Source organism: Streptomyces albiflavescens, from assembly GCF_014645835.1.
GTDB lineage: Bacteria > Actinomycetota > Actinomycetes > Streptomycetales > Streptomycetaceae > Streptomyces > Streptomyces albiflavescens.
The window spans coordinates 38343-57124 of record NZ_BMMM01000022.1 but is presented as its reverse complement, the minus strand read 5'-3'; the positions used below and the strand labels follow the sequence as shown (position 1 = coordinate 57124).

General features: G+C 70.1%; 18 protein-coding genes. 9 read left to right on the top strand and 9 right to left on the bottom strand.

The window, feature by feature from the left end:
- The 3 genes from IEY95_RS41010 to melC1 all read right to left on the bottom strand — a co-directional run bounded on the left by IEY95_RS41010 (window position 1) and on the right by melC1 (window position 1976).
- Window positions 1-639 (bottom strand): hypothetical protein, encoded by a 639-nt coding sequence (locus IEY95_RS41010; protein WP_189191342.1) that lies wholly within the window; start codon window positions 637-639, stop codon window positions 1-3.
- Window positions 640-731: 92 nt separating this feature from the next.
- On the bottom strand, window positions 732-1556 hold the full coding sequence (gene melC2, locus IEY95_RS41005; protein ID WP_189191341.1) for a tyrosinase MelC2: 825 nt from the start codon (window positions 1554-1556) through the stop codon (window positions 732-734).
- A gap of 33 nt (window positions 1557-1589) precedes the next feature.
- A complete protein-coding gene (gene melC1, locus IEY95_RS41000; protein ID WP_189191340.1) occupies window positions 1590-1976 on the bottom strand; it encodes an apotyrosinase chaperone MelC1 in 387 nt (128 codons plus the stop codon).
- Between the two features lie 338 nt (window positions 1977-2314).
- Between melC1 and IEY95_RS40995 the strand changes: the two genes are divergently transcribed.
- The 3 genes from IEY95_RS40995 to IEY95_RS40985 all read left to right on the top strand — a co-directional run bounded on the left by IEY95_RS40995 (window position 2315) and on the right by IEY95_RS40985 (window position 5659).
- A complete protein-coding gene (locus IEY95_RS40995; RefSeq protein ID WP_189191339.1) occupies window positions 2315-3517 on the top strand; it encodes an FAD-dependent monooxygenase in 1203 nt (400 codons plus the stop codon).
- A gap of 79 nt (window positions 3518-3596) precedes the next feature.
- Entirely contained in the window at window positions 3597-5063 is a 1467-nt protein-coding gene (locus IEY95_RS40990) for an MFS transporter (RefSeq protein ID WP_189191338.1), read from the top strand.
- Window positions 5060-5659, top strand: a complete 600-nt coding sequence (locus IEY95_RS40985) for a TetR/AcrR family transcriptional regulator (RefSeq protein WP_189191337.1) — start codon at window positions 5060-5062, stop codon at window positions 5657-5659. Before IEY95_RS40990 ends, IEY95_RS40985 begins: the two co-directional genes overlap by 4 nt.
- Before the next feature lie 42 nt (window positions 5660-5701).
- On the opposite strand, the gene IEY95_RS40980 is transcribed toward IEY95_RS40985, so the two are convergent.
- Together IEY95_RS40980 and IEY95_RS40975 are read right to left on the bottom strand one after the other, a co-directional pair.
- Window positions 5702-6328, bottom strand: a complete 627-nt coding sequence (locus tag IEY95_RS40980; RefSeq protein WP_189191336.1) for an alpha-ketoglutarate-dependent dioxygenase AlkB family protein — start codon at window positions 6326-6328, stop codon at window positions 5702-5704.
- 58 nt (window positions 6329-6386) lie between these two features.
- Window positions 6387-7094: an SDR family NAD(P)-dependent oxidoreductase gene (locus IEY95_RS40975; protein ID WP_189191335.1), complete on the bottom strand. Its 708-nt coding sequence runs from the start codon at window positions 7092-7094 to the stop codon at window positions 6387-6389.
- Between the two features lie 101 nt (window positions 7095-7195).
- Between IEY95_RS40975 and IEY95_RS40970 the strand changes: the two genes are divergently transcribed.
- Window positions 7196-8038 (top strand): helix-turn-helix transcriptional regulator, encoded by an 843-nt coding sequence (locus tag IEY95_RS40970; RefSeq protein WP_189191334.1) that lies wholly within the window; start codon window positions 7196-7198, stop codon window positions 8036-8038.
- Between the two features lie 488 nt (window positions 8039-8526).
- On the opposite strand, the gene IEY95_RS40965 is transcribed toward IEY95_RS40970, so the two are convergent.
- A complete protein-coding gene (locus tag IEY95_RS40965) occupies window positions 8527-9417 on the bottom strand; it encodes an aminoglycoside phosphotransferase family protein (RefSeq protein WP_189191333.1) in 891 nt (296 codons plus the stop codon).
- Between the two features lie 335 nt (window positions 9418-9752).
- On the opposite strand from IEY95_RS40965, the gene IEY95_RS40960 reads away from it, so the two are divergent.
- From IEY95_RS40960 to IEY95_RS40950, 3 genes are all read left to right on the top strand, one after another.
- A complete protein-coding gene (locus IEY95_RS40960; RefSeq protein WP_189191332.1) occupies window positions 9753-10814 on the top strand; it encodes a tetratricopeptide repeat protein in 1062 nt (353 codons plus the stop codon).
- A complete protein-coding gene (locus tag IEY95_RS40955) occupies window positions 10811-11860 on the top strand; it encodes a polyprenyl synthetase family protein (RefSeq protein ID WP_189191331.1) in 1050 nt (349 codons plus the stop codon). Before IEY95_RS40960 ends, IEY95_RS40955 begins: the two co-directional genes overlap by 4 nt.
- 327 nt (window positions 11861-12187) lie before the next feature.
- Window positions 12188-13966, top strand: a complete 1779-nt coding sequence (locus IEY95_RS40950; RefSeq protein ID WP_189191330.1) for a M4 family metallopeptidase — start codon at window positions 12188-12190, stop codon at window positions 13964-13966.
- A gap of 123 nt (window positions 13967-14089) precedes the next feature.
- Here IEY95_RS40950 and IEY95_RS40945 read toward each other — a convergent pair whose 3' ends face one another.
- Window positions 14090-14767 (bottom strand): AIM24 family protein, encoded by a 678-nt coding sequence (locus IEY95_RS40945; RefSeq protein WP_189191329.1) that lies wholly within the window; start codon window positions 14765-14767, stop codon window positions 14090-14092.
- 137 nt (window positions 14768-14904) lie between these two features.
- A complete protein-coding gene (locus IEY95_RS40940) occupies window positions 14905-15468 on the bottom strand; it encodes an NADPH-dependent FMN reductase (RefSeq protein ID WP_189191328.1) in 564 nt (187 codons plus the stop codon).
- Between the two features lie 116 nt (window positions 15469-15584).
- On the opposite strand from IEY95_RS40940, the gene IEY95_RS40935 reads away from it, so the two are divergent.
- Window positions 15585-16232 (top strand): TetR/AcrR family transcriptional regulator, encoded by a 648-nt coding sequence (locus IEY95_RS40935; protein ID WP_189191327.1) that lies wholly within the window; start codon window positions 15585-15587, stop codon window positions 16230-16232.
- Window positions 16233-16273: 41 nt separating this feature from the next.
- A complete protein-coding gene (locus IEY95_RS40930) occupies window positions 16274-17401 on the top strand; it encodes a sulfite oxidase (protein WP_189191326.1) in 1128 nt (375 codons plus the stop codon).
- A gap of 36 nt (window positions 17402-17437) precedes the next feature.
- Here IEY95_RS40930 and IEY95_RS40925 read toward each other — a convergent pair whose 3' ends face one another.
- Entirely contained in the window at window positions 17438-18634 is a 1197-nt protein-coding gene (locus IEY95_RS40925; protein ID WP_189191325.1) for a glycoside hydrolase family 64 protein, read from the bottom strand.
- Between the last annotated feature and the right edge of the window lie 148 nt (window positions 18635-18782).

The window sequence follows — 18782 nt, the reverse complement described above, 5'->3', positions numbered from 1 at the left end:
TCAGGAGACTTCGCGCAGAGAGCCGCTCATGGCCAGGTCTTCGTCGAGCTTCGCCACGACCCGCGCGGCGAGCGCGGCGGGGAAGTCCCGGACCGTCCACCCCTCGACGAGGCCCAGGAACCCGGTGAGCGCGCTGCGCACGGATTCGAGCAGCACCGGAAGCTCGCTCAAGGCCAGTTCGATCGGCAGTCCGGCCGGGCGTTCCGCGTCCGGCCACAGCCGGACGAGCGATCCCGATGGCTCGACGCCCGGCGTGGGGTCGTGGCCGAGCCAGGGCGTTTCGCCGTCCAGCAGACCCTGCCAGTCCCGCCAGTTCTCCAGACCGAAGCAGCATCCCGGCGGCACGGTGACTCCGGTGGCGGAGTCCTGGAGCCGCAAGCCGCCCGGAGCGACGACGGATTCGACCGACACCAGGCGGCGCAGCATCGCGAGGCCGTCCGCAGGACCGGGGTCGTGACGCCTGCGCTGCGTCTTGTTGTAGCCGGCCAGGACGGCCATGGCGGTACCGACCTCGAGCGGCGACAGGTCGCCGGACAGGACGAGCAACCGGTCCGCGGGCTGGTCGGCGGTGGGCCACAGCGTGAAGTCGGCGGCCTCATAGGTCTCCAGCACGGGTTCCATGATCAGCACACCACTCATCCTGCCGATCGGCGCGGAGGAGCGCAGCTTCTTTTCCTCGGGTCCCGGGGGCCCCTCGAGCGAGGGCCCCCGGGGGCGGTGACCGGCCCTGATCAGGCGGCGTCGAACGTGTAGTACGCGGTGTGGTCCAGCAGATCCGCGGGCCGTACGTCCTTCCAGGGCTTCATCGTCTCGCCGAGGTCGACGACGTCGGGTGTACCGGCCGTCGGCAGATAGCCCGAGTCGGGGTGGCGGCGCTGCCAGTCGGCCCACAGCTTGTCAATGTAGGCGTGGTGGAGCCAGAAGACGGGGTCGTTGGGGGAGACGCCGGTGGCCATCTGCCCGCCGACCCAGACGTGGACCCGGTTGTGCAGATTGACGCCGCGCCAGCCTTCGAGGTGATTGCGGAAGCCGTCCGAGGCGCTGTTCCACGGCGCCATGTCGTACGTGGCCATGGCGAGCACGGACTCCACCTCGGCGCGGGTCGGCAGCTCCCGGGCGCCGCTGCCGAGCGATCTGCGCAGATACGTACGGTTGTCGACGCGCACGTTGATCGGCCAGTTGCCCGACGAGGCCGAGAACGGGCCGTCGATCACCCGGCCGTCCAGGCTGCGCCCGGTGCCGCCGAGGAAGTCGGGCGCCCACAGGGACGAGCGCGTCGAGCGGTCGGCGCTCCAGTCCCAGTACGGCAGCGCGACGGTTGAGTCGACGGACTGCAGTGCCTGCTCGAACTCGATGAGGAATCTGCGGTGCCAGGGCAGGAAGGACGGCGAACGGTGGCCCGTGCGCTCGCCGCTGTCCGTGTCGCCCATGATGAAGGCGTTGTGTGTCGTGACGAAGGCGTCGTACCGGCCACTTCGCTTGAGCTGCACGAGCGCGTCGACGAAACGCCGCTTCTCGTCGGCGGTCAGGCTCGCCTGGTTCTTGCGTACGGTCATGTGCGGGACTCCACGATCTGCTTGCGAGGGGGGTCAGTTGGCGTTGAAGGGGACGAGCGGGGCCCCCTGCAGCTCCACGACCGCGGCACGGGCGGCGGCGCGCGGGGTGGGCACGGGGGCGTAGTGGCTGACGACACTGATCCAGCTGCCGTCGGCGTTCTGCATCACGTGCAGTTCCACGCCGTCGACGAACACGGCGTATCCGGCACCGTGGTGGTGACCGCCCCCGCTGACGGGGCGGCCCTCTATGCGGCGGCCGCGGTAGACCTCGTCGAAGGCTTCCGGCCCGCCGTGGTGGTGTTCGCCGGTCGACATCCCCGGTGCGGCGGACACAGCGGGGGCCGTGAGGGCCTGGGTGCCGACCACGACGGTCAGCGCGGCCGCGGCCCCGAGGGCACGACGACGAGTGAGTTCCGGCATGCGAAGTCCTCCTGCGATCAGTTCTGTTGATGACCCGGTATGCCTATCGGGTCATCAAAGAGCGGGAGAAATCGGCGAATGTCGGTTGGCTGCGATCCGGACAATTAAGTAAATACAGTGCAAGGTTGAACGAAGATGATCTTGCTGTCGAGAGTGCTCGTGTCCCACCGGAACGTGAAATTCCTCCCGTTGGGCGGCCCGCTGTTGATGATCTTGCCGAGGTGGTCCGTCGCGAGTGGTGTGGCTCACGCCCGCAAGGTGACGTGAACTCTAGGGGTCACACCGACTGCTACGCTTCGTCACCAATTGACCGCTTTGTGTAACAAAGGGGAGTGCGCGTGGAGATCGCGTGCGTCGGCGGCGGACCCGCAAGCCTGTACTTCTCGATCCTGATGAAGCGCCAGGACCCGTCCCATGACATCGCCGTCTACGAGCGGAACCCGGCCGGATCGACCTACGGCTGGGGAGTGACCTACTGGGCGGGTCTGCTCGAGAAACTGGGAGAGGGCGACCCGGAGTCCGCGCTCGCCGTCGCCGAGAACTCGGTGCGCTGGAGCGACGGGGTCGCGCACGTGGGCGACCGCACGACGGTGCACCACGGTGATGAGGGATTCGGCATCGGCCGTCGCCGCATGCTCGACCTGCTCGCCGAGCGTGCCACGTCGCTCGGCGTACGCGTCGAGTTCGAGCACGAGATCGCGGCCGACCGGCTGCCCGACGCCGACCTCGTCATTGCCGGCGACGGGGTCAACAGCGCGCTGCGCGAGCGCCACGCCGACCACTTCGGCACCGACATCAAGCTGGGTCGGAACACTTACATCTGGCTCGGCACGACCAAGATCTTCGACTCCTTCACCTTCTCCTTCGTGGAGACGGGCCACGGCTGGATCTGGTGCTACGGCTACGGATTCAGCGAGGACCACAGCACCTGCGTCGTCGAGTGCTCCCCGGAGACCTGGACCGGCCTCGGCCTCGACCGGACGAGCGAGGCGGACGGTCTCGCCCTGCTGGAAAAACTCTTCGCCGATCTGCTCGACGGTCACGGGCTGATCGGCCGGGCGCAGGTCGACGGCAGCGCGCAGTGGCTCAGCTTCCGCACCCTGACCAACCGGACCTGGCACCGCGGCAACCTCGTCCTGCTCGGCGATGCCGCGCACACCACCCACTACTCGATCGGCGCGGGCACCACCCTCGCCCTGGAGGACGCCATCTCCCTGGCCGGAGCGCTGCGCGAGCACCCGGAACTCGAATGCGCCCTCACTCAATACGAGCGGGCCCGCAGATCCGCACTTCTGCCGGTCCAGAGCGCGGCCCGCCACAGTGCGCAGTGGTACGAGAACCTCCCGCGCTACATCCGCCTCCCACCGGCGCAGATGTTCGCGCTGCTGGGACAGCGCCACTCTCCGCTGCTCCCGTACATCCCGCCGCAGCTGTACTACCGGATCGACCGCGCGGCAGGGCAACTGGAGCCGCTGCGTCGGTTCAAGCGCTGGCTGGGACCGCGAGTGGCCCGCACGGTGCAGGCCCGCTCCCGCCGGTAGCCGTCCGGCGACGGGTCGACGGCGCTTTGGGTGAATGATGATTCACCGATAGGGTGAATTGTCATTCACCCACTTTTTCATGTCGACTTCTGGAGCATTCATGGCGGCCCTGCGCGACCGGCTGGCAGTCCCTGTTCTGGCGTTCGGAGGGATCCTCATGGCTGTCATGCAGACCGTGGTGGTGCCGTTGCTGCCGGACCTGCCACGGCTGACGGGCGCCTCGGCGAGCGCGGTCTCCTGGATGGTGACGGCGACGCTGCTGTCCGGAGCGGTGCTCACGCCCGTGCTGGGACGCGCGGGGGACATGTACGGGAAGCGGCGCGTGCTGCTGATGGCACTCGGGCTGATGACGGTGGGCTCGCTGCTGTGCGCCCTCACGTCGGACATCGGTGTGCTCATCGCGGCGCGGGCCCTGCAGGGCGCGGCGGCCGCCGTCGTACCGCTGTCGATCAGTATCCTGCGGGACGAACTGCCTCCGGAGCGCACGGGTTCCGCCGTGGCGCTGATGAGCTCCACCGTGGGTATTGGCGCCGCCCTCGGCCTGCCGCTCGCCGCGCTGATCGTCCAGTACGCCAACTGGCACGTCATGTTCTGGGCGACGACGGTGCTCGGTGCCGTCGGCCTCGCGCTGGCGTGGTGGGCGGTGCGCGAGTCGCCCGTCCGCGAGCCGGGCCGCTTCGACACAGTGGGCGCGATGGGCCTGGCGGCGGGGCTCGTATGCCTGCTGCTGGGGGTGTCTCAGGGCGGTACCTGGGGTTGGGGCAGCCCCCGGATCCTGGGCCTGTTCGTGGCCTGCGTCGTCATCATGACCCTGTGGTGGATACAGCAGCGGCGTACCGAACGGCCGCTGGTCGACTTGAAGTTGGCCGCCCGGCCGCGGGTCGCCCTGCCGCACGTCGCCGCACTCCTGACGGGCTTCGCCTTCTACGGGAACTCCCTGGTGACCGCGCAGCTGGTGCAGGCGCCGAAGGAGAGCGGCTACGGGCTCGGGCTGTCCATCGTGGCGACCGGCCTGTGTCTGCTGCCCGGCGGCGTCACCATGCTGTTCCTTTCGCCCGTTTCGGCGCGCATCTCGGCCGCCCGCGGCCCCCGCGTGACGCTGGCGCTCGGGACCGCGATCATCGCTCTCGGCTATGTCATACGCATCCTGGACAGCCGCGAGCTGTGGCTGATCATCCTGGGGGCCACGGTCTGCGCGATCGGCACGACCCTCGCCTACTCCGCCCTGCCCACCCTGATCCTGCGCGCCGTGCCCGCCGGACAGACCGCGTCGGCCAACGGCGTCAACGTTCTGATGCGCACCATCGGCCAGGCCGTGTGCAGCGCCGCCGTGGCCGCCGTCCTGGTCCACCACACGAGCCTCGTCGGCGGCGCCCCGCTGCCCACGCTGCACGGCTATCTGCTGGCCTTCGCCATGGCGGGTACGGTCGCACTGGTGGCTTGCGCCGCTGCCCTCTCGATACCCGCCGACCCCGCCTCGCCCGACACCCGAGGGGCCGTCGGGCGCACCGGAGTGCCCCGTGACGAGGCCCTCGAAGGAGCATGAGCACCGTGACCACCCCGCACCCCGGACTCACGACACCGCCTGCCGCCCCACCGCGGCGTGACGCCGAGGCGACGAAGGCGGCCATCCTGCTCGCGGCCCGCCATCTGCTGGCCCGGCACGCCCACGCGGACATCACCCTCAAGGCCGTCGCCGACCGGGCGGGGGTGAGCGCGCCGCTGATCCTGAAGTACTTCGGCAACAAGGATGCGCTGTTCGCTCGGGTCATGTCCTTCGAGTCCGATGCCGAGGCTCTGCTGGACGCGCCGGTGGAGGACCTCGGCCGCCACATGGTCCGCCATCTGCTGGAGGGCCAGACGCAGCGCGGCGCCGATCCCATCCTGCGGATCGTCTTCGCCCCGATTCAGGGCGAGCAGGGCGACATATTGCGCACCAACTTCCGCGCCCAGGTCAGCGACCGCCTCGCCGAGCGCCTCAGCGGCCCCCAGGCCGGCCTGCGTGCCGAACTCGCCGTCAGCACCCTGCTCGGCCTCGGCGTGATGTACGGCATCGCCCGCGGCACGCGCCTGCGCGCCACCGCGATCGAGGACATCGTCGACCGGTACGCCCCGACGGTGCAGGCGCAGCTCACGCCGTGAGCCGAGGACAGCGCGACCGACGGCACCCCAACGTGGCCGGACTCAGTTCACCCCGTGCGGCCGGAACTGAATGCTGATCCGCGGACCCGCCGCCCGCGCCGACTTGGGGATGGAGTGCTCCCAAGTGCGCTGGCAGGAGCCGCCCATCACGATCAGGTCGCCGTGTCCGAGGGGGCGCCGCACGGTGTCGCCGCCCCCGCGCGGGCGCAGCAGCAGATCGCGCGGGGCGCCGACCGACAGGATGGCGACCATGGTGTCCTCGCGCGCGCCCCTGCCGATCCGGTCACCGTGCCAGGCCACGCTGTCCCGGCCGTCCCGGTAGTAGCAGAGCCCTGCCGTGGTGAACGGTTCACCGAGCTCGGCGGCGTAGCGCGCGGACAGCGCGTCGCGTGCCTCGTCCAGGATCGGATGCGGCAGTAGATCACCGGCGCGGTAGTAGGCGAGCAGCCGCGGTACGTCCACCGTGTGCTCGTACATCTGCCGCTGCTCCGCCCGCCACGGCACCTCGGCCGCGAGCCGGGCGAAGAGCGCGTCCGCCCCGCCGAGCCACCCGGGGAGCAGGTCGATCCAGGCTCCGTCGCCCAGCGCGGTGCGGCGCAGTCCGTTCAGCGGACCGAGACAGACCTCGTCGGTCTGGTCGAAGAGCGAACCCTGGAGGTGCATGGCCATGCGACCAGCGTACCCCTGGAATCGAATATGTGTTCCATAGGCGTGATGGCCGCCTCGCTCACCAGGGAAGCGGTCCTTCGGCGTCGAAGTAGCCTCCAGTGGGTCCGTCGGGGCCGATCTGCGCCATACGGACGATGATCTCGGCGCCCTCCTCGACGGTCTGGGTCCCCGTGCGGCCGTTCAGGTCGGTCGCCGTGTAGCCGGGCTCGACCGCGTTGATCCGCATGGCCGGGAATGCCTTCGCATACTGCACGGTGATCATGTTGACCGTGGTCTTCGACGCCGGATAGGCGACGCCCGGGTAGGCGTACGCCGGGGCGGCGGGGTCGGTGACGTGGGCCATCGAGCCCAGGCCGCTGCTCACGTTCACCACGACCGGGGCGGCGGACCGCTGCAGCAGTGGCAGGAACGCGTGGGTGACACGGACGACGCCGAAGACGTTCGTCTCGAACACGTCCCGCATCATCGCGGCGGTCACGTCCGCCGCGCCGATCACGGTGTTCCCCGCACCGCGCTGTTCGACACCGGCATTGTTGATCAGTACGTCGAGGCCGCCGTCGGCCTCGACGGTCTTCGCCGCGGCGGCGACGGACGCGTCGTCGGTGACGTCGAGGACGACCAACCGCGCCCCCAGCTGTTCGGCGGCCCGGTGCCCGCGCTCGGGGTCCCGGCTGCCCAGGTAGACGGTGTGGCCCGCCGCGACGAGTCGGCGTGCGGTCTCGAAGCCGAGACCCTTGTTCGCTCCGGTGATCAGTGTCGTAGTCATGCCTCCAGGTTCCGCGCCGTCGGCGCGGTCAGCCAGGAGTCCCACCTTCCTGGGACTGTCAGTACCAGGCATGTCCTCGCCCGGCGGTGCACAGTGGTGGCATGGCGAGTACGGAGTTCGGGCAGACGGTACGGCGCTGGCGCGACCGGGTCTCTCCTGAAGCGGCCGGGTTGCCCGCGGGCGGCCACCGGCGCGCGGCCGGGCTGCGCCGTGAGGAGCTGGCCCTGCTGGCCGGGATCTCGGTCGACTACATCACCCGCCTCGAACAGGGCCGGGCGACCAACCCGTCGGAGCAGGTCGTCGAGGCGCTGGGCCGAGCTCTGCGGCTGTCCGCGGGAGAGCGTGCGCACCTCTTCCAAGTCGCCGGGCTCGTCCCGCCGGGACGGGACTCGGTGCCCGCCCACATCACGCCGAGCGTCCAACGGCTGTTGGACAGGCTGGCCGGGACACCCGTCGCGGTCTACGACGCGGCCTGGACGCTGCTGCTGGTCAACCCGCTGTACGCGGCATTGATGGACGATCCCTCCAGTTGGCGCGGCAACGAGCGCAACGGGATCTGGCGGAACTTCGTCGGACCGGGCAGCCGCGTCCGCCGCTCTCCCGAGGCCCAGCGCGCGTTCGAGGCCGCGCTTGTGGGCGACCTGCGTGCGACCGCGAGCCAGTATCCGGCGGACGAGCGGTTGCGGCGCCTGATCGCGGAACTGCGGGCGAACAGCGACCGGTTCGCCGAGCTGTGGGATTCCGGAGCGGTGGGCCGGCATGAGGCGTCACGCAAGACCGTTCATCACCCGCAGGTGGGCCCCTTGACGCTCGACTGCGACGTGCTGAGCGTCGCCGGCAGCGACCTGCGCATCATGATCTACACCGCCGAGCCCGACACCGAGGACGCCGAACGCCTCGAACTCCTCGGCGTGCTCGGCACTCAGGCACTCGTGGAGTCCTAGGACTCCACCCGACCCGACCCGACCCGAGGCCGCGGCATCGCCCCTCGGCGTGTTGGCCAGCCAGTATGCGCCGCCCTGTGGATTCCGGTCGAAGCCGTCGAGCACCCTGATCGCCTTGGCCAGGAGTTCGTCGCCGGTCTCCGGCCAGGCCTCGAATCCACTTTCGCCGAGATCGCCGACGGCCATCAGCCCGCTGTCGAGCAGCCGCCGCAGCAGCTCGACCCCGACGTCACGGAAGTCCGCGCCCCGGTCGTGCGCGACGTCCTCGGCAAGAGCGAGCAGCTGGTCCACCGGGACCCAGTCGTCCAAGCCCTCCTCGACGAGCTCACGGAAGATGGCGTGGTCACTCACGGGACAGAGGCGCCTTCCATCCGTTTCTGCTCCCCGCGGGGAGATGTCGGCTCCTGCTCCCCGTCATGGCGATGTCGGCTCATGATGACGCAGCACGAACCAACCGGCCACCGGCCGACGGACTTCGCGGACACGACCTAGTCGAGATCGCCCAGGACCTCGCGGATCACATGCTCGGCATTGGCGGCGATCGCGGGATTCGTCGTGCGGTAGTAGGGGAGTTGGAGCAGTGCCATGGACAGGGCCCAACCGCGCCCGCGAGCCCATGTCGCGTCGTCCGTGCCCACCGCGTGCCGGAAGGTGGGCCGCACCTCGGCGGGGAGGAGATTCCAGGCGGCGATGAGGTCGCACGCGGGGTCGCCGGTGCCGACGGTGCCGAAGTCGAGGACGGCGGTGAGACAGCCCTGGCGGGTGAGGAGGTTCATCGGCATCAGGTCCGAGTGGACCCACGCGGGCGGGCCGGTCCACAGCGGTGCGCGAAGCGCCGCCTCCCAGGCCGCGGTCGCGGCCGTCGTGTCGATCGTGCCGTGGAGTTCGGCGATCGCGGAGCGCGTGGCGTCGTCGACGCTCGCCAGCGGCCCGCCCCGGTAGGCGGGCGGCCCGCCGGGCAGGTCGACCTGCTGCAGCGCGCGGACGAACCCGCCGAGGTCGGCGGCCAGCGCGCCGGCGTCCGTGAGGCGCCCGGAGACGGGCAGCTCTCCGTCGAGCCAGCGAAGCACGGCCCAGGGCCACGGATACCCCTCCCCGGGCGCACCGACGGCGAGAATCTCGGGAATGGCAAACGGCAGCAGAGGCGCGAGCCGCGGCAGCCATTCCCACTCCTTGTCCACGTCGCCGGCGCCCTCCGGGATGCGGGGGAGGCGTACGGCCAGGTCGGCGCCGAGTCGGTAGATGGCGTTGACGGTTCCGGACGACTCGACGCGCTTCAGCGGCAGGTCGGCCCAGTTCGGGAACTGTGCGGCCAGCAGCCGTCGTACGAGCGCGTCGTCGATCCGCGCCTCATGGGCGTGCATCGGGCCTGACGGCATGGGCGCCTGCTTCCTGTGGGAGAGGTCAACTTTCGCCATCCTGAGCCTCGTTCGGGCTTCCGCGCACCGGATTTTGGCCTCCTCGTCACACCAGGCAACCTTGCGGGCGCCGCCGTCGTCTTGATCGGCAACGGGTGGGCGGCGTGGGCACCGTGGTGAGCCAGGGATTTCCAGATGGAAATGCGGAGCACTATACCCTCCGCGTATACACGCCATGTATACGCCGAGCGTATAGCTGGGTCGTCACACGCCGCCGACCGACAGGAACCAGGAACAGCTCGGACCGGCGGCCGACGCGTGATCGCGGCCGGCTGGTGGCAGACGGAAAGGCATACATGTACGGCAAGGCCTTCGCCCCGGAGTACCAGGGCGCTTTGACCACCCTGTCCGTGAACTCCTCGCTGACCGACGTCCTCGCGGCCGGCACCGAGCAACTGCGCGCCGCCGAGCGCTCGGGGGCGCGGGCCGAGGCGGCCCGCTCGGGTCTCGCGGTCGCCGAGGCGCACCGTCGCCTCGGGCAGGTGGCGGACGCCGACCGGGCGTGGAAGGCGAGCTACCGCACCGCCCGCGAGGCAGGGGACACCGGTGCGATGGCGTGGGCGCTGTGGAGCGGCGGCACGCTGGCCCGGCAGCGCGGCGCGTTCCCGCTGGCGTGGCGGCTGCTGCGCCTCGCCGCCGAACTCGGCGGGCAGGCCGGCGACGTGGTCGTCCGCGGCTACTCCCTGGCGGGGATGGCGGAGACCGGCCGCATCCAGGGCGACTACGCGGCCGTGACATCCCTGCACGAACAGCTCCTGGCCGAGGCGCGCAAGCGCGGCGAGGCCCGGCACACCGTGTGGGCCCTGGAGGGCATCGCGCAGATACACCGCAACACCGGTGCCTACGACACCGCGTACGCCATGTTCGAGGAGGCGGCCGAGATCGCCGCGCGCGCCGAAGACCGACGCGGCCACGCCTGGGCCCTGCGCGGCCTCGCGGACATCGTCTCCGTACGCGACCAGGACGTGGACCGCGCGCTGGATCTGCTGAGCGAGGCGGAGGTGTCCTGCCGCGCGATGAACCTGTCCGGCGCGCTCGCCTACAACCACAAGATGCGCGGAAACGTCCTCTACCGGGCCGGGCGTTACGAACAGGCCCGCGAGGTCTACGCCCAGGCGCTCGCGGAGTTCGAGGCGATGAGCGAGCCGCGCGGCCGGGCGCTGTCCCGGCTCGGACTCGTCAAGTCCCTGGCCCGCCTCGGCCGTGACCGCGCCGAGACCGCCGCCGACCTGGCCGAACTGGCCCGCGTACTGGAGGGCATCGGGCTGCGCCACGCCCGGCAGATGGTCGAACGGGCGCGGACAGAACTCGGCTTGACGCCGGAGTCCGAGGGAGCCGACGCGGAGGCCGCCCGATGACCTCCACGGCCCTGCAGTCGCCGCCCGCCGCGCCACTGGTCCTGCGCCGCTGCCGTGATCTGGTCGCCCCGGCCCTCGCGGAGGCGATCGGCGGACTGCACCCCTGGGTGGCGGAGATGGCCGGATACGCGCTGGGCCGCTGCGAGATCGGCGGCGCCCCCGCGACCCACAGCCAGGGCAAGGGCGTACGGCAGGCGCTGGCTGTACTTGGCGCGGAGGCGGCCGGAGGTTCCGGTGAGGCGGGCGTGCCGGGTGCCGTCGCGGTGGAACTCGTGCACACCTTCTCGCTGCTCCACGACGACATCATGGACGGCGACGCCCTGCGCCGCGGTCGTCCCGCGCTCTGGAAGGCGTACGGTACCGGCCCCGCCGTCCTCGCCGGCGACGCCCTCTTCGCCCTGGCCGTGGAGACCCTCGCCGCGGGGCCCGCGACCGCGCACGCCGCGGCGGCCGTACGACACCTGACCACGGCCCTGCGCGACCTGGTCCGCGGCCAGGCGGACGACCTGCTGTTCGCGGATCGCCCCTGGACCGGGCCCGAGGCGGTCGGTGTGGGGGAGTACGAGGCGATGGCCGAGCACAAGACCGGCGCTCTGCTCGGCTGCGCGCTGGCTCTGGGCGCCCAACTGGCCGGAGCGCCGCGGGAGACCGCCATCGCGCTGGACCGCGCCGGGCGTCATCTCGGAGTGGCCTTCCAGATCGCCGACGACCTTCTGGGTATCTGGGGTGATCCGGCCATCACCGGCAAACCGGTCCACGGCGACCTGCGCCAGGGAAAGAAGACCCTCCCGGTCCTCGTCGCCCTGAACGCGCCCGGCCATCCCGCCCTCGCCGGACTCCTCGCCTCCCCGGCCGACCTCGACGACAGCGGCGTACGCAAGGCGGCGGCCCTCGTCGAGCGGGCCGGCGGTCGTGCGGGTGCCCTGCGCGAGGCCCGTCGTCATCTCGCCGCGGCGGACGCGCTGCTGGCGACGGCGTCGCTCGCGCCGCGTCCCGCCGAGGAACTGCGCTCCCTGCTGTCCTCCCTCGCCCATCGGACGATCTGACACCTCCGTGCCTCCGGACCCGTCCGCTCCGGGCCGGAGGCGCTGCGACATCCGTCACATGTACGTGTCTGCGGGCCTTGTCGGGCAACCGCCTCATCCCCCCTCACATCTGTCCGAGCGGCGCACAGTTGGTCACCTGTTGATCACCGAGAAGTGAACATTCGTAAAGAGATCGCCCGTAAATCAATAAAAGGGATCTTTAGTCTTTACATGGACATGGCGAATCGGTGAGGGTGTCACATGGGGGCCCGACAGCTCCCACAGTGCCCAACGGTGCTGTCTCTCATGGCAGTTGGTGATCCCGGCTGCCCTGTTCGAAGGAATTCAGTGCGTAGACCCCACATACGCCGCGTGGCGATCGCCGTCGCGGTGACGACGGCCGCCACGCTCCCGGCGGGCCCCGTCTTCGCGGCCACGCCCGACTCGCCCGCCCGCCCGGCGACTTCGGCCTCCTCGACGGTCGACGCCGCCCGTGCGGCCGCCTTCGCGCACGCGTCGGCGACCGGTGTCACCCAGGGCGACACCCTGCAGGCCAAGGACGTCATGACGGACCCGGACGGCAAGCAGCACGTCCGCTTCGTCCGCACCCACCAGGGCCTTCCGGTCCTCGGCGGCGACGTGGTCGTCCACCTCGGCAAGCAGTCCGCCTACCTCGGTGTGACCCGGGCCGTCGGCCACGCGGTCAAGCCGGCCACCACCGAGGCGAAGCTGACGCCCCAGCAGGCCGAGCAGAAGGCCGCCGCGGTCGCCAAGGGCGACGCGGGCAGCGCCGAGCTCGTGGTGGACGCCCGCGACGGCGCGGCCGCCCTCGCCTACCAGGTGCGCGTGACGGACAGCGAGACCGCGGAGGCCGGCGGCTCCAGCACGGTCGTCGTGGACGCCCGGACCGGCAACATACGCAGCAACACCCCCGACAGCGACGAGTTCATCTCGCCGTCCCTGGAGGAGACGCTGCGCAAGCGGGGCGAGCAGGCCACCCCCGAGACGGGTACGGCCACCCAGTCGACCGGACTGGTCGGCACGACGGGAGCCACCCACTACCCGGTCACCGCCACGGGGAGCGGAAAGTCCCTCTTCGTCGGCACGGTCACGCTGAAGACCACCCAGACCGCGCGCACCAGCTTCCTCCTGAAGGACCCCACCCGGTGGAACACCGAGACGCGGGACGCCAGGGGGCAGGAACTGGAGGCCTTCTCGCGCGGCAAGAAGTTCACCGACGGCGACAACAAGTGGGGCACCGGCACCACTTCCAGCCGGACCACCGCGGCGGTCGACGCCCAGTACGGCATCACCAAGACGCTGGACTTCTACAAGAAGACCTTCGGCCGCAAGGGCATCAAGAACAACAGCGCCGGTGCCCGTGCGATGGTCCACTTCGGCAACAAGGTCGGCAACGCCTTCTGGGACTCGACCTGCGGCTGCATGCTGTACGGCGACGGTGACGGCGATCTGTTCAAGAAGCCGCTGGTCGTCCTGGACGTCACCGGCCACGAGCTGACCCACGGCGTCGTCGACGCCACCGCTGCCCTCGAACCCACCCGCGTGGACCAGGACGGCAATCAGTTCGGGGAGCCCGGCGCCCTCAACGAGTCGCTCGCCGACATCTTCGGCTCGAACGTCGAGTTCGCCACCAACAACCCCAACAACCCGCCGAACTACCTCGTGGGCGAGAAGCTGGGCCTTGCGCAGAAGTTCCTGCGTCGCCTGGACCGTCCCTCCCTCGACCGGCTCGAAGGCACGATCGACTACTGGTCGCCCGCCGCCTACGACACCGAGGTCCACGCGGGTTCGGGCGTCTCCTCGCACGCGTACTACCTGCTCGCCGAGGGCAGCGGTCGCAAGACGATCGGCGGCGTGCAGTACGACTCGCCGACGTACGACGGTTCGAGCGTGACCGGCATCGGACGTGCCAAGGCCACCGCGATCTTCTACCGGGCGCTCACCCGCTACATGGTCTCCACGACCGATTTCCACGACGCGCGGAAGGCCACCCTCAAGGCCGCCGCCGACATGTACGGGGCGAACAGCACCGAGTACAAGACGGTGGACAAGGCTTGGGCCGCGGTCAACGTGACCACCGCCAACACGCCCGCTGCCGGGCACTGACCAGTGCTGCATCCGGCCACTGACCGGTGAAGCATCGGTGCGTCGAAGGGTGACAGGCCCGGGCGCCGACGGGTGAAAAGGGTGCCCCGCCGTGTGGCGGGGCACCCTCCGTCATTGCCGATGTCAGTGCTGCTGCGCCTTCTGTGGTGTCACCTCGCTGGGACGTACGACGACGTAGCCCTCGCCCTCCAGCTTCAGCTGCACGGCCTCACCGGAGCCGCCGCGGATCATCGAGCCGATCGACTGCGAGCGGTGCAGCGAGGTGTGCAGATGGGCGGTCCAGCCGACGACCGCGTCCGTGTCGACGTACACCGGCTGCTGCTGCGAGACGGGGATGACCAGCGGGTTGCCCTCGCAGATCATCCCGAGGCTGCCGTGGCCGGTGAAGACGCTGTTGAAGAGGCCACCGCCGGTGATCCCCGCGCCCTTCACGGTCTTTATCTCGTACGACAACGTGGCGTCGAAGCACAGGACGTTGCGGCCGTTGACGGTGAACACGTCGCCGGGCTCGATGCCGACGATGAAACAGTTCTGCGCCTCGTGCGCGAACCAGACCTCGCCCTGCCCGCGGACGGTCATCAGCGGCAGTCCCTCACCGGTAACCGCCCGCTTGAGCATGCCGCCGACGCCCTGGCCCTTGCGCTCGAACTGCAGATTCCCCCGGTAGGCGACCATCGCCCCCTGTCGTGCGAACATCTCGCCGTTGACGGCGTACCTGATGGACTTGGCGTTCTGGATGGTCATGCCCGGCGCGAGAGCGGGCTGCACCATGTGGTCGCTGGAAAAGAGATCACCCTTCATGCGGGCATCGTGACCCGGAGGATTTCGTTCCGCCAAGATCGTGCGGACCATCGTGCGGACCTGAGACATTCAACAGCGATCTTGTGACACGCGAAAGGGCCGGCCCGGGTGAACCGGACCGGCCCTCAGGGCAGTTGTCAGGCGGCGTCGGCCGCGCCGACCTGGCTGTGCAGGCGGCTGACGACCTCCGTGAGCTGCCCGGCGACCTCGGCGTCGTCGACGGGGTGGGTCTCGGCGAAGCGGGTCACGGAGCCGGGGATGGAGAGCTTGACGTCCTCCAGGACGGTGCCACCGGCGATGCCCACGGCCTTGCGGGCCTCGTCCTGTGCCCAGACGCCACCGAACTGGCCGAACGCGGTGCCGACCACGGCGACAGGCTTGCCGATGAAGGCGCCGGCGCCATAGGGGCGGGACAGCCAGTCGATGGCGTTCTTCAGTACGGCCGGGATCGTGCCGTTGTACTCGGGCGAGAAGAGCAGGAAGGCGTCGGCGCGGCCGGCGGCTTCGCGCAGCCGGGCGGCGGTGGCGGGGACGCTGCCCTCGACGTCGATGTCCTCGTTGTAGAACGGGACCTCGGCCAGGCCCTCGTACAGCTCGACCTCCGCGCCCTCCGGGGCGAGCTTGACGGCCGCCTCGGCGAGCTGACGGTTGTGGGAGCCGGCGCGCAGGCTGCCGACGAGCGCGAGGATACGTACAGACATGGTGATCTCCCGAAGCTGAAACATTGCCGCAATAAAGCGGACCGAGGTCCGGTTAAATGTGTATCACTGAACCGGACCACAGTCCAGTTTCCCTGGTCTCGGGCTACTCTGGCCTCATGTCCACCCCACTCCCGCGCTTCCCGAAGCGCCAGGAACCGTCCGACGAACCCGTGCTGATGGAGCTCACCGCCCCCAGCGAGGCGCCCCAGCTGCGCGCCGACGCAGCACGCAACCGCGCGCGTCTGCTGGAGGCTGCCGCCCACCTGGTGGAGGAGCACGGGGTGGCCAAGCTGACGATGGATGCCGTCGCCGCCGCGGCCTCGGTGGGCAAGGGGACCGTCTTCCGGCGATTCGGCGACCGCACCGGCCTTCTGATGGCACTCCTCGACCACACCGAGCAGCGGTTCCAGACCGACTTCATCAGCGGTCCACCCCCGCTCGGCCCCGGCGCGTCACCGGTGGAGCGTCTCCACGCCTTCGGCTGTCGGGCCCTCCGCCAGGCCTCCGAGCAGCTCGACCTCTACCTCGCCGCCGAGCCCGAAGCCTCCCGCCGCTTCGGCTCCGCCCCGTACCGCGTCCGCTTCATGCACGTCTGCATGCTGCTGCGCCAGGCCGACCCGACCACGGACATCGAACTCGTCGCCCAGACCCTGATGGGATACCTGGAACCCGCCCTGTTGCACCACCTGACCCGCCAGCGCGGCATGTCCATCGAGCGTTTGGAGGCGGGCTGGCACGACCTGGTGGAGCGGAGTACGAGGTGACCGCCTGGCGCCGCCTTGGCGGGAAGGCGGACAATGCGGGCATGGGCCACCGCCTCGATGAAGTAAGCGCACCCGCTCGGCTGGCCGAGCCGGAAGAAGGCATCAGTCAGGAGGAGCTGGCGCTCGCCGCTCGGAATCACGGGATGCCGTTGGAGGCGCTGCGGTACGACGTGACGCCGCCAGGGCTGCACTATGTGCTGACGCACTACGACATTCCCTATGTGCCAGAGGGGGCGTGGGAGCTCGTCGTCGGGGGCGGAGTGCGGCGGCCGCTGGTGCTCGGGATGGATGAGCTGAGGGCGTATCCCGCGGTCACGCGGCGGGTGACGCTGGAGTGTGCGGGCAATGGGCGAGCCCTCTTGACGCCCCGGCCCGTCAGCCAGCCGTGGCTGGTGGAGGCGGTCGGTACGGCGGAGTGGACCGGTGTGCCGTTGCGGGTGCTGCTCACCGAGGCCGGGGTCGAACCCGGGGCGGTGGACGTCGTGTTCACCGGCGCCGATCATGGCGTCGAGCGCGGTGTCGAGCAGGACTATCAGCGGGCCCTTGCGCTCGACGTGGCCATGGGCGGCGAACCCGAGGTGCTCGTGGCGTACGAGATGAACGGTGGCCCGCTGCCGCCGCAGCACGGACATCCGGTGCGGTTGGTGGTGCCCGGCTGGTACGGCATGGCGCATGTGAAGTGGCTGCGCGAGATCAGGGTGACGGACACGTCGTTCACGGGATTCCAGCAGGCCGTGGCCTATCGACTTCGGCGGGACGCGGGGGACGAGGGCGAACCGGTCACCCGGATCGCCCCCCGGGCCCTGCTGATCCCGCCCGGATTCCCGGACTTCATGTCCAGGACGCGGGTGGTCCGGCCGGGTGCCGTGACGCTGGAGGGACGGGCCTGGTCGGGGCGCGCGCCGGTGACCGGGGTCGAGGTCAGCACGGACGCGGAGCGTTCTTGGTGCGCGGCCGATCTCGACGGAGGCGATGAGCACCGCTGGGCCTGGCGACCCTGGCGTTTCGCCTGGACGGCCACCCCCGGCCCTCATGTGCTCAGCGCGCGGGCCGTCGACGCCGAGGGCCACACCCAGCCGCTGGACCAGCCGTGGAACCGGGGCGGTTTCGCGAACAACCTCGTCCAGCGGGTCCCGGTACTCTGCCTGGACTCCGAGGGCGCCGGGTGAGAGGGCGGCCGGAGCCCCGGCCGCCCTCCACTGCCGTCAGTTGAACGGGTCCAGCGTGACGTACGCCTGTTGCGGATTGCCGTCGTGGACGAGCGACTCGTAGTTCCCGACGTCGTCGAACGCGAACGCGTAGGCTTTCCCGTCGGCCATCTGCGCGTGGATCTTGCGGGCGTACTGGTTGGTCACCGTGTCCTGGTAGAAGTTGGCCGAACTCGTGTCCGGCTGGTGGGGATTGACCAGGAGCGTGGAGCGGTTGAAGCCCGCGCACAGGGTGCGTGAAATGGGCCCGCGCACCAGGTCGTTGGGTGCGTCGAGCCGCTTGTAGCAGCCGAAGATGCTGTCGGAGTCGGGCTTCTGGAAGCTGGTGACGACGGCCCCGGCGCTGTTGGTGAAGTTCATGACGTCACCGGAGACCCGGCCGAAGTACTTCGTGTTCGGTTGGTCGGCGAACGGCGTCACCGTCAGCGTCGACGAACTGTACTTCTGCCACACCCGGTTGACGTAGTTGTCCATGACCGTGCTCGGCAGCGCGCCCGCCTCGATGCCGTGACCGGGGGCGAGGGCCCGCAGTACGGTGCCGTCGGAGCGGGTCTGGATCAGGTTGGCCCAGCCGCCGGGCTGACCTCGAAGGGCGTTGAAGAAGCCGTTGTATCCGCCCGCCTTGAGATGGCCGGTGTTCTTCGTCGTGCCGTCGGCGAGCTGGACGCCGACGGCGTACGGCGCCGAGAACATATCGACCTGTGTGCTGTTGATCCACAGACCGGAGTCATTGAGTGTGTACTCGGACCAGTTGAAGAGGATGTTGCGGTTGGGGTCGCTCGGGTTCTGCACGGCCGGCTGCACAAGACCGCCGGTCGTCAGCCGGAAGTCGAGCTTCTGCCCGTACGAGAAGTAGATCCGTCCGGAGAACTTGGGGATCCGGATGGTCTTGGACTGCCCGTTCGCCGGTCCCACGATCGACGCGTCGGGCGCGGGCGTCGGTGGATTGCCGCCCGCGGGCCAGGCGTGGAACGTGCCGTTCGCGTCGGCCCAGCCCTGCCGGCCTGTCGACAGCTGTGTTCCGAGGTCGTAGATGTACACCGGGTCGCTTCGGCCGGAGTTGTTCGTGAACTTCAGCGGGATGGTCGCCGGGACGGCGGCCTCGGCCCGGGACGGGGTCCCGAACGTCACCAGTGCCGTGGCGAGGGTGGCCACGGCCACCGCTAACGCCCGCCATCTGATCTTTCTGGGCATCGTCTTCCTCCGTCCGGCATCGCTCTGAGAGCGCTCTCACGGCCTTTTCAGAGTTGCGCCCGGTGGCGTACATGTCAACGATTCGGACGGGGTTGGTCCGGTCCAATCGCGCGCTCGGGTCGGCGGCGGGTGGCCGCCGGTGAGTCGC

Coding starts and splice junctions, on each gene's coding strand:
- IEY95_RS40945 (WP_189191329.1), bottom strand. CDS start 14,767: ATGAAGGGTGATCTCTTTTCCAGCGACCACATGGTGCAGCCCGCTCTC.
- IEY95_RS40935 (WP_189191327.1), top strand. CDS start 15,585: ATGTCCACCCCACTCCCGCGCTTCCCGAAGCGCCAGGAACCGTCCGAC.
- melC2 (WP_189191341.1), bottom strand. CDS start 1,556: ATGACCGTACGCAAGAACCAGGCGAGCCTGACCGCCGACGAGAAGCGG.
- IEY95_RS40990 (WP_189191338.1), top strand. CDS start 3,597: ATGTCGACTTCTGGAGCATTCATGGCGGCCCTGCGCGACCGGCTGGCA.
- IEY95_RS40975 (WP_189191335.1), bottom strand. CDS start 7,094: ATGACTACGACACTGATCACCGGAGCGAACAAGGGTCTCGGCTTCGAG.
- IEY95_RS40930 (WP_189191326.1), top strand. CDS start 16,274: ATGGGCCACCGCCTCGATGAAGTAAGCGCACCCGCTCGGCTGGCCGAG.
- IEY95_RS40980 (WP_189191336.1), bottom strand. CDS start 6,328: ATGGCCATGCACCTCCAGGGTTCGCTCTTCGACCAGACCGACGAGGTC.
- IEY95_RS40965 (WP_189191333.1), bottom strand. CDS start 9,417: ATGCCGTCAGGCCCGATGCACGCCCATGAGGCGCGGATCGACGACGCG.
- IEY95_RS40970 (WP_189191334.1), top strand. CDS start 7,196: ATGGCGAGTACGGAGTTCGGGCAGACGGTACGGCGCTGGCGCGACCGG.
- IEY95_RS40925 (WP_189191325.1), bottom strand. CDS start 18,634: ATGCCCAGAAAGATCAGATGGCGGGCGTTAGCGGTGGCCGTGGCCACC.
- IEY95_RS40940 (WP_189191328.1), bottom strand. CDS start 15,468: ATGTCTGTACGTATCCTCGCGCTCGTCGGCAGCCTGCGCGCCGGCTCC.
- IEY95_RS40955 (WP_189191331.1), top strand. CDS start 10,811: ATGACCTCCACGGCCCTGCAGTCGCCGCCCGCCGCGCCACTGGTCCTG.
- IEY95_RS41010 (WP_189191342.1), bottom strand. CDS start 639: ATGAGTGGTGTGCTGATCATGGAACCCGTGCTGGAGACCTATGAGGCC.
- IEY95_RS40960 (WP_189191332.1), top strand. CDS start 9,753: ATGTACGGCAAGGCCTTCGCCCCGGAGTACCAGGGCGCTTTGACCACC.
- melC1 (WP_189191340.1), bottom strand. CDS start 1,976: ATGCCGGAACTCACTCGTCGTCGTGCCCTCGGGGCCGCGGCCGCGCTG.
- IEY95_RS40985 (WP_189191337.1), top strand. CDS start 5,060: ATGAGCACCGTGACCACCCCGCACCCCGGACTCACGACACCGCCTGCC.